Source organism: Prosthecobacter sp. (genome assembly GCF_020439865.1).
In the GTDB taxonomy this organism is placed as follows: domain Bacteria; phylum Verrucomicrobiota; class Verrucomicrobiia; order Verrucomicrobiales; family Verrucomicrobiaceae; genus Prosthecobacter.
Window position 1 is genome coordinate 1 of the sequence record NZ_JAGRPF010000106.1, and the last position, 7,431, is coordinate 7,431.

At 60.7% G+C, this 7,431-nt stretch carries 12 protein-coding genes and 1 pseudogene; 3 read left to right on the top strand and 10 right to left on the bottom strand.

Going from position 1 to position 7,431, the window contains the following annotated elements; all coding sequences use genetic code 11:
• From KDL09_RS11915 to pdxH, 10 genes and pseudogenes are all read right to left on the bottom strand, one after another.
• Positions 1–538, bottom strand: a pseudogene (locus KDL09_RS11915) (hypothetical protein); the annotation flags it as partial.
• Between the two features lie 32 nt (positions 539–570).
• Entirely contained in the window at positions 571–1,398 is an 828-nt protein-coding gene (locus KDL09_RS11920; protein ID WP_294385115.1) for a DUF2071 domain-containing protein, read from the bottom strand.
• Complete coding sequence (locus KDL09_RS11925) at positions 1,398–1,814, bottom strand: hypothetical protein (protein ID WP_294385116.1); 417 nt, start codon at positions 1,812–1,814, stop codon at positions 1,398–1,400. The genes KDL09_RS11920 and KDL09_RS11925 overlap by 1 nt, the downstream gene beginning before the upstream one ends.
• 19 nt (positions 1,815–1,833) lie before the next feature.
• The gene (locus KDL09_RS11930; RefSeq protein ID WP_294385119.1) at positions 1,834–2,259 is read right to left on the bottom strand and encodes a hypothetical protein; all 426 of its coding nucleotides are present in this window, start codon (positions 2,257–2,259) and stop codon (positions 1,834–1,836) included.
• A complete protein-coding gene (locus KDL09_RS11935) occupies positions 2,256–3,143 on the bottom strand; it encodes an MBOAT family protein (RefSeq protein ID WP_294385126.1) in 888 nt (295 codons plus the stop codon). The genes KDL09_RS11930 and KDL09_RS11935 overlap by 4 nt, the downstream gene beginning before the upstream one ends.
• Entirely contained in the window at positions 3,140–3,571 is a 432-nt protein-coding gene (locus tag KDL09_RS11940) for a DUF393 domain-containing protein (RefSeq protein WP_294385129.1), read from the bottom strand. Before KDL09_RS11940 ends, KDL09_RS11935 begins: the two co-directional genes overlap by 4 nt.
• Positions 3,568–4,023 carry a hypothetical protein gene (locus tag KDL09_RS11945; RefSeq protein ID WP_294385132.1) on the bottom strand — a complete coding sequence of 152 codons (456 nt, stop codon included), beginning with the start codon at positions 4,021–4,023 and terminating at the stop codon, positions 3,568–3,570. The genes KDL09_RS11940 and KDL09_RS11945 overlap by 4 nt, the downstream gene beginning before the upstream one ends.
• Positions 4,020–4,436, bottom strand: a complete 417-nt coding sequence (locus KDL09_RS11950; RefSeq protein ID WP_294385134.1) for a hypothetical protein — start codon at positions 4,434–4,436, stop codon at positions 4,020–4,022. The genes KDL09_RS11945 and KDL09_RS11950 overlap by 4 nt, the downstream gene beginning before the upstream one ends.
• Positions 4,437–4,502: 66 nt before the next feature.
• Positions 4,503–5,024: a transcriptional regulator gene (locus KDL09_RS11955; RefSeq protein WP_294385137.1), complete on the bottom strand. Its 522-nt coding sequence runs from the start codon at positions 5,022–5,024 to the stop codon at positions 4,503–4,505.
• Positions 5,025–5,084: 60 nt separating this feature from the next.
• Positions 5,085–5,738, bottom strand: coding sequence for a pyridoxamine 5'-phosphate oxidase (pdxH, locus tag KDL09_RS11960; RefSeq protein WP_294385139.1), 654 nt, complete (start codon positions 5,736–5,738; stop codon positions 5,085–5,087).
• A gap of 73 nt (positions 5,739–5,811) precedes the next feature.
• On the opposite strand from pdxH, the gene KDL09_RS11965 reads away from it, so the two are divergent.
• From KDL09_RS11965 to KDL09_RS11975, 3 genes are all read left to right on the top strand, one after another.
• On the top strand, positions 5,812–6,369 hold the full coding sequence (locus tag KDL09_RS11965) for a phosphoribosyltransferase family protein (RefSeq protein ID WP_294385143.1): 558 nt from the start codon (positions 5,812–5,814) through the stop codon (positions 6,367–6,369).
• Positions 6,366–6,611 carry a MoaD/ThiS family protein gene (locus KDL09_RS11970; protein ID WP_294385146.1) on the top strand — a complete coding sequence of 82 codons (246 nt, stop codon included), beginning with the start codon at positions 6,366–6,368 and terminating at the stop codon, positions 6,609–6,611. Before KDL09_RS11965 ends, KDL09_RS11970 begins: the two co-directional genes overlap by 4 nt.
• A 106-nt stretch (positions 6,612–6,717) precedes the next feature.
• The coding region (locus tag KDL09_RS11975; protein WP_294385149.1) for a hypothetical protein at positions 6,718–7,431 on the top strand (714 nt) is incomplete at its 3' end.

The window sequence follows — 7,431 nt, forward strand, 5'->3', positions numbered from 1 at the left end:
CCTTTTCATAGCCGAGCGGGCCGAAGAGCACCTCGCGTACGTCTGCTTTGTCATCGCCATCGGTGTCGGCGAAGTACCAGATGTTCGGGATGCTCCACGCGATGCAGCCGGCCTTGTGTTCCGGTTTGTGCCAGGGCAGCACGCCAGTGGGAATGTTGAGGCCATCGGCGAAGTCGGTGACCTTGTCGGCCTTGCCATCGCCATCGGTGTCTTCGAGGATCTTGATCGCATCGCGGCTGTCTTTGACGCGCGTCCCCTTCTCGTCCGACCAGCGCGATTTGTCGGCGGAATACGGATACTCGACGGTCGATGACACCCACAAGCGGCCGCGTGCGTCGAAGGCCATGTTGATCGGCTTGTTGATCATCGGCTCGCTGGCGAAGAGTTGCACCGTGAAGCCCTCCGGCACATGAAAGCCTGCGCGCTCCTGCTCCGGCGTCAGCGCATCCGATTCACGAACCAATCGCATCTTGTCTTCGGCAGCGTGCAGAAGAGAAGCGGACGCGACAACGATGGCCAGACAACGAAAGAGCAGCATGCAGGCATTACAGCGCAGGCGGTGGCTTTTGTTCAAGCCGCGTTTCCACCCAACAGAAGATGCGGTCGGCTCATGCACACGTTTTCCACGCCGGGCGAATGATGTGCACTGACCAGCCGCGCATGACGGCTCCAGTTTCCTGTGAGTGACAGCAAACCGAGATCTTCGATCTCCGCCCGCAGCGGTATCAGTGGCCAAGGCGGATGCCAGATGCGGAAAAACCGGCGCAGCAGTCGCTTTGGTCCAAAGCCCGGCAGTCCGACACTGGTGAATGCCGTGTAGCGCTCCACCAGAAACTCGTCGAGCGAGCCTGCCTCGCAGGGCCGATGAACTGTGTCCGCATCCGCCGTGCAGGTGTAGGCGAAGGCCTTGCCACTTCGCGCATCTTCCACGCATCCGTTCACCGAACTGCTGTGGAGGCCATGGTCATAGCGCAAGGTGCCCAGCCGATACGGCAGCCCGAATACCACGGGTCCCAGCGCCACGCTCAATGCATTCGGCACCCATTCAGCGAGGAAATGAATTCCCGGCTCGCCCCCGTGTTTCACATACACCCGCACATTGAGAAATTCGTGCGTGGCGATCGGTTTGAAGGGCAAGGCCGCGAGCCTGCCGCCGAGTCGCGGTCGCAGATCCCGCATGGTGAAGGCGACGAGGCTGACAAACGCGCGCCCTTCGAACAAATCGAGCGGCCAGGGGACTTCACGTTGAAGCACGACAGGATCCGTTTCGAAGTGCAGAAACACCGCGTCCAGCCAGTCGGCGTAAAACAATGGATCACCGCGACAGGCCAGAAGCCGCTCGCGCCCGGCCGCACTTGGCTGCCATGAATGGAGGCGCGATGGCGTTTCGAGTTTCATCACTCCAGCGCGGCTTTCAAATAGGTGACGGTGAATGCAGCGTAGCTAAGAAACAGGATCCAATGAATCGCCGTGCGATCCGCGATCCCACGCCAATGCACCGAGCTGTAGTGCGTCCATTGCATCATGCAGCGCATGCCCCAGAAGATGCCGACACCTGCGGCGAACCAGCGGAGAAACTCGTGTGTGCCGCCGGCGAGGTCGGGAGCGAATCGCCAGGTCAGCGTGCCGAAAATGAGAAGCGTGAGGGAGATGAACCAGCCGTGGATTTGAAACACCTCGCGCACGAGCAGCGGCATGTTCGAGATGGCCTCTTTCCAGTCGAGCATTCGCGCGATGAAGAGACCGAGAACGGCGATGATGATCTGGCCGAATGCGGCGACTTTGAGGCAAAGAATGAGTGTGGCGGCGTTCATCGTGTTGAGGGGTTTGGCTTCAAGCGTGGTCCCAGAGAGGTTGGAGCGCCGCGAGGATGTAAACCGCAGCCTGGGCGATGAAGGCGACCGTCAGCGTGTGGTAGCCAAGCTTGCGTGCGGTGGTGGTGGTGAGGAATTCACGGGCGTCGAACACGAAGAACTGCACAAACAGCCGCGCCGACCAAAAGACGGCGATGAAGGCGGCCAGCGAACGGGCGACGGGATCACCGGCAGCCATCGCTTTTGCATTCAGCAGCGTAAGCACGCCGAAGCCCGTGATGGTGAGCACGATGAACACCCCATAGACCCAGAACAGGGTGCGCAGAAACGGATGCAGTGGCGCGAGATGAGTTTTCCAGTCGAGCGCCTTGGGTGTCAGCAGGCTGGCGATGAGGATACCGAAGTGTCCGAGTCCGGCGAGAATGAGCAGTGTTTCGAGATTCATGGCAGTGCTTTGAGGGTTTGAAAAAAGGGAAGCATCACCCGGTGGATGAAGGGTGTGTGAAACAGAAGGCCCACAGGCGTCAGCAGGAATGCCAGCGCCCACAGCCGGCTGGCGATGCCACGTGGAATGCGAAGGCGGCGCCCCAGTTCAATGCCGAATGCCTGGAGGAAAAAATACAACGTGGGCCCACCCCAGCCTCCGCCCGCGGGCAGGGAGACGACCAGCTCATGCAGCAGACCAGAGAGCAGGAAGACCGACCACTGTGCCGCTCGCGCATTCCAACGACCTGCCACTGGCCGGAACACAAGCAGGTTCATCGCATCCCGAAAGGCGGTGTTCCATCGGCGGCCCCAAAAGTCGGCGAGTGACACGGCTGCGATGGGACATTGCATCAAAGGCTCGGTGGCCCGGCCCATACACATCCAAAAGGCCGTGATCAGATGAAACCCGCCGAAGTGCATCATGAAGATGAGCCCCGTCATGCCGACCCATGCCGCCACGAGGGGCGTGTCGGCAAACTGACGTGCGACGATCCACAGCAACGCGGCGCCGAAGGTGAGATCCATCAATCCAGCCAGCGCGAGCCGGAGGGCGCGATGAGAACCTTCGCTGATTCTGCGAGTGAACCCGGCGAGGCTGAGTGTGGGACAGAACAGAAGCCACCGAACGGTGTCTGCGACAGCACTGGGCGTCCTCATCAGAACGAGAGCCTTGACGGTGAAATAGACGCCCGCCGCCAGAAGCCACATGCGAATCCAAGGTGTTCCGGCCCACGCCGCTGACAGAATGATCAGCACGCCAGATCCCAAAACGACGACACCGATCCACGAGTGGACGACGAGCTTTTGCTCGTCGGTGCTCTTCGCTTTAGGAGATGCGTTCATGGCTTGATTGCGCAGGCGCCGTTGTCACAGCCTGCCTCGGTGATTTGTTCCCTCAGCGCGTCATCGCTGCGCAGGTGCAGGAGGTGCGAAAGCTTGATCCGATTGCTGGAAATCCAATGCACGACGCGACGCGCGATCTGCTGCATGCCTGGGCTGGCGAGACGCAGCGACCACTCGCGATATTCGCACAAGGCCCACAGGCAGGTGACCCACGCCGCAGCGCCCTGCCAGAGCGATCCGTCATCGCTCATGACGACGATTTCCTGATCGGCACGCAGGTTCGGCAGCTCGGGGCAGCGTTTCACTGCCTGTGGCGAGTCATACGGAATGAAATCGAGCCGCACATAGGCCGGCTGATCCATCATCCAGCGGCGGAATCGCGAGCAGAGTCCGCAGCGGGCATCGTAAAAAATGGTGAGTGTGTTCATCTTGTGTGGCGCTTGGGTTGATCCATCCGTGCGCGGACATAGGCCGCCACGCTGCCGGTGGCGCAGGTGCCGAGAGCGTAGGGCAGGGCGGCGTTGCCCAATGTGCTCCAGAAGCTGTTCGTCCATGAGGCATAGCCGTACACCGCCGCCACGATTGAGAACGCTACAAGGAATCCGAACAGCGCTGCCACCTTCGGCTGGCGCAGCTTCGAATCATCACTCAGGCAGAGATCGACCGGCAGGAAGATCGCCGCCCAAGCCATCACGATGACGACTGCGGTATAAACGCCGACCATGATCACGAAGATGGCGGTTTGGCGGATGTCCAGATGCTGAAGCGCCGTCGCATCCATGCCTGGAATGGCTCCTACCCACCAGGCGATGTTGCAGGCGATCCAGCCGCACAACATCGCGAGAAACGAGAGCTTCACTTTATGACCGAAGGTTTTCACAGCGTGTCGAGGACATCATGCGCCTTGCTGATGCGGTTCATCGCCGGAACCGGCGGAGGAAGGTTCGCGAGCGTCGCGCGACGGCGCATCTTGGTGAAGACGTAGAGATTGAAGAAGTGCATGCCGCCGAGGACCAGCAGCACGACGCCCATCTTTCCGCTGAGCGCCTCGAAGACGCCGCGGGCACCGGCGATCTCCTCGGTCGTTTTGAGATACAGCGAGACAAAGCCGATGTTAATGAGGTAAAAGCCGACGACGAGCAGGTGATTGACGCTGTCGGCGAGATCCGTGTTCCCGCGGAAGCAGTCGACGAGGAAGATGCGACCGTTTTTGTGCAGAGTGCGCGCCACCCAGACCGTCATAGTGACGGCGAGGATGAGGTAGAGAGTGTAGCTGATGACGGTTTCGTTCATGGTGGTGTGTGGTTTAGGTTTGTTCTGAATTTTCAGTATTTCCTGAAACATATGGGCGTGAAAAGATCAGCTGAGGAGGCGCATGGCCCACTGGAGGGCAGAAGCGTGTTTCATGGAGATGACGGTGTCGCCGACTTTGACCCCGAAGCTGAGGAACTCGTCGAGGTCCTTCATCTGCTGGTGGAAATCACGGCCGGGGCCGATCGTTTCGTCTTTGGTCTGCGCAGCACAGTCGCGCAAAAGCCGGATGGCGGGCTCGATCTCGCGGCGTTTGCGCTCCTTCGAGATGGTGATGAAAATCTTCCAGACGTCCTTCTCGGCCTCGAAGTACTCCTTGCGGTCGCCCTTCTTGGTGATGATGCGCACGAGATTCCAGCCGACGAGGTCCTTGAGGTTGGTGTGGGCGTTGCCGCGGCTGATCTGCAGCTTCTCCATGACCTCGTCCGTGCACATCGGCTCCGGGGCGGTCATGAGCAGGGCGTGAATCATCGCCATCGTGCGATTGATGCCCCACTGGGTGCCAAGCGAGCCCCACTGGGCCACGAATTCCTCTCGTGCCTTTTCCCAGGGTGGTAGTTCGTCGCTCACGTTTTCACTAGAAACTGAAAATACCGAAAGGCAAGCGGCGAGTTGAGCTTTTTCTCACTCTCACGGGCTCAGGCGCACCTTCACCCACACACCGCCCTCTTTGCGGTAGCGGATGCGGTCGTGCAAACGGCTCACGCGGCCCTGCCAGAACTCCATTTCATCCGGCAGCAGCGTGTAGCCGCCCCAGAAAGGCGGGCAGGGCACGCTGCCTTCGGGATACTTCGCCTTCATCTCGGCATCCCGCTGCTCCAGCCACTCGCGGCCAGATATGACCACGCTTTGCTGGGAAACCCAGGCGCCGATTTGATGCCCGTAGGGCCGGCTGGCGAAATACGCCTCGGCATCCGCACGCTCCAGCTTCGACATGGTTCCCTTCAGGCAGACCTGATGATGCCGGTCCGTCCACAGGAAGCAGGCTGCTACTCGCGCATTGGCTGCGATCTCCTGGCCCTTCCGGCTTTCGTAGTTCGTGTAAAAGTGAAAGCCGCGCTCGTCGATGCCCTTCAAAAGGACCGTGCGCACCGTCGGCGTACCGTCGAGGCCGTTCGTGGCCAAACTGAAGGCGTTCGGCTCTGGCAGACGATGCGCGAGGGCGTCGTTGATCCAATGCGTGAAGAGTTCCACGGGGTCGGCCGGGGCGCTGTGCTCGTCGAGTTCGCCCTGATCGTAACTCACGCGCAGGTCAGGCAGGTTCGGTTTGTCAGTCGGGTTCATGCGAGTTACAAGAAACGCGTGCCGCGCGGCCTTCGCTACGTCAGCTTTGGCCTTTTGCGCACTCTTTTGTCCCATGTCATCCTCCGTCACCGGCGTCATCCAAGACCTCGAACGCATCCTGCTCACGCCCGCGCAGATCAGCACGCGCGTGACGGAGATGGCGGCACGATTGAATGTCGAACTCGCCGGCAAGGTCGTCACCGTCGTGGCGCTGATGGACGGCGGCCTGTTCTTCGTGGCCGACCTGCTGCGCGGTCTGGAAATCCCCGTGCGGCTGTTCACCCTCAGCGCCAGCAGCTATCAGGGCGGCACCGACACGAGCGGCGAGGTAAAAGTCAACTGGCCTGCAAATATCGAGCTACGTGATCAAGACGTGCTGCTGCTCGATGACATTCTCGACACCGGCCTCACGCTCGACATCATCTCCAAGCGCATCCTCGCCGAACAGCCCGCCTCGCTGCGCACCTGCGTCCTGCTCAGCAAACGCCGCCAGCGCCTCCGCGACGTGCCGCTCGACGACGCCGGGTTTGAGATCGACGACGAGTTCGTCGTCGGCTACGGCATGGACTACCAGGGCCGCTTCCGCAATCTGCCCTGCATCGGCATCCTGAACCCCAACAAGCCGTCATGAAGCTGCGCGTGCTGTTCTTCTCCGTTTTGCGCGACATCACCAGCACCGATGAAATCGCGCTCGAACTCCCCGCAGGCAGCACGATGACCGATCTTCTCGCTCAAATCGAATCCCGCTGGCCGAAGCTGCGCGACTGGCAGAACAGCCTGCTGCTCGCCCTCGACCAAACTTACGTGAAACGCGATGCGCAGCTCCATGACGGCGGTGAAGTCGCGATCATGCCGCCGGTGCAGGGCGGTTAGGCGCCAGCGTTAGATCCAGCGCATGGTCTCGTCGGCATGCCTCTCTTCTGCGGCCCGGATGCCAGGTGGAAGAAAACTCCTCCCCTCGCGTTTCCCACCGCCGACCATGAATGCCGCCCCCTTCGCCGTCCTGTGCGCACTCACGACCGGCATGCTCTTTGCCGCACCGCCGCCGACGGAACCGGTCGAGATCGGCGACACGCCGCAGTTTTTCATCGACGATCACATGGTGGACAATCGCTGGGCGCTGAAGCAGAAGCGCGAGGCGGTGCTGCGCGTGTTTCATGCGCCAGTGAAGCACGCCGGCAATCCGTTGTTCACGGGTGAGGCGGGTTTTGTGAACGTGGCGAAGGACGAGCAGGCTGGTGTATTTCGCATGTGGTATCAGACACACAAGTGGACCGGCACCAATCCGGAGGACGAATCGAAAACGCTCTATGCGATCGCCTACGCAGAGTCGAAGGACGGTGTGACATGGGAGCTGCCCAAACTCGGCCTGCATGAATGGAAAGGCAGCAAAGACAACAACATCGTCTTCCAAGGCATCCGCAACTCGCGTGCGAGCGGACCACAGATCCTGCAACTGCCGGAGGCAGACAGGCGTGGCTTCAAGTATGTGCTGACTTACCGCACGTCCGCTGCGAACCGCGGCAACAACGGCATTCGCGTCGTGGGATCGCAGGACGGCATTCATTGGGACGAGAGCAGCGACACACTCGTCTGCCAGCTCCCGAGCGACACGCTGAACAGCATTGTCTATGACAGCGCCCGACAGGAATACGTGATGTTCTGCCGACCGAAGAACCGCTACCGCATCTTC